1 protein-coding gene is annotated in these 392 nt (G+C 61.2%); it reads right to left on the bottom strand.

The window, feature by feature from the left end:
- Positions 1–392 (bottom strand): sodium ion-translocating decarboxylase subunit beta (locus NA197_RS23445; protein ID WP_438796711.1); only part of this gene is annotated, 392 nt, incomplete at both ends.

The raw sequence follows: 392 nt of genomic DNA, 5'->3' as shown, positions 1-392 counted from the left end.
GCCACGTTCGGGCCCATCGCGTGCATCAGCAGGAAGTTCTGCGGGTCTGATTCCAGCCCCACTTTGTTCGATACGCGTGCCGCCATCGGCACTGCCGACACCCCCGCCGAACCGATAAGCGGGTTGATTTTGTTCTTACTGCACAGGTTCAGCAGCTTCGCCATCAGCACCCCGGCCGCCGTCCCAATCCCGAACGCAATCACACCCAGCAGCAGAATGCCCAGCGTCTGCGGCTGCAGGAACTTATCCGCGACCAGCTTCGCGCCCACCGACAGCCCGAGGAAAATGGTCACGATATTAATCAGCCCGTTCTGTACCGTGTCGCTCAGACGCTCCACCACGCCGCTTTCGCGCATCAGATTGCCAAAGCAGAACATCCCCAGCAGCGGCGC

Origin of the sequence: Salmonella sp. NW884 (genome assembly GCF_051700745.1) — a bacterium.
GTDB classification, from domain to species: Bacteria; Pseudomonadota; Gammaproteobacteria; order Enterobacterales; family Enterobacteriaceae; genus Salmonella; species Salmonella enterica.
The sequence above is the reverse complement of the archived record's forward strand: the minus strand, read 5'-3'. Positions and strand labels throughout refer to the sequence as shown.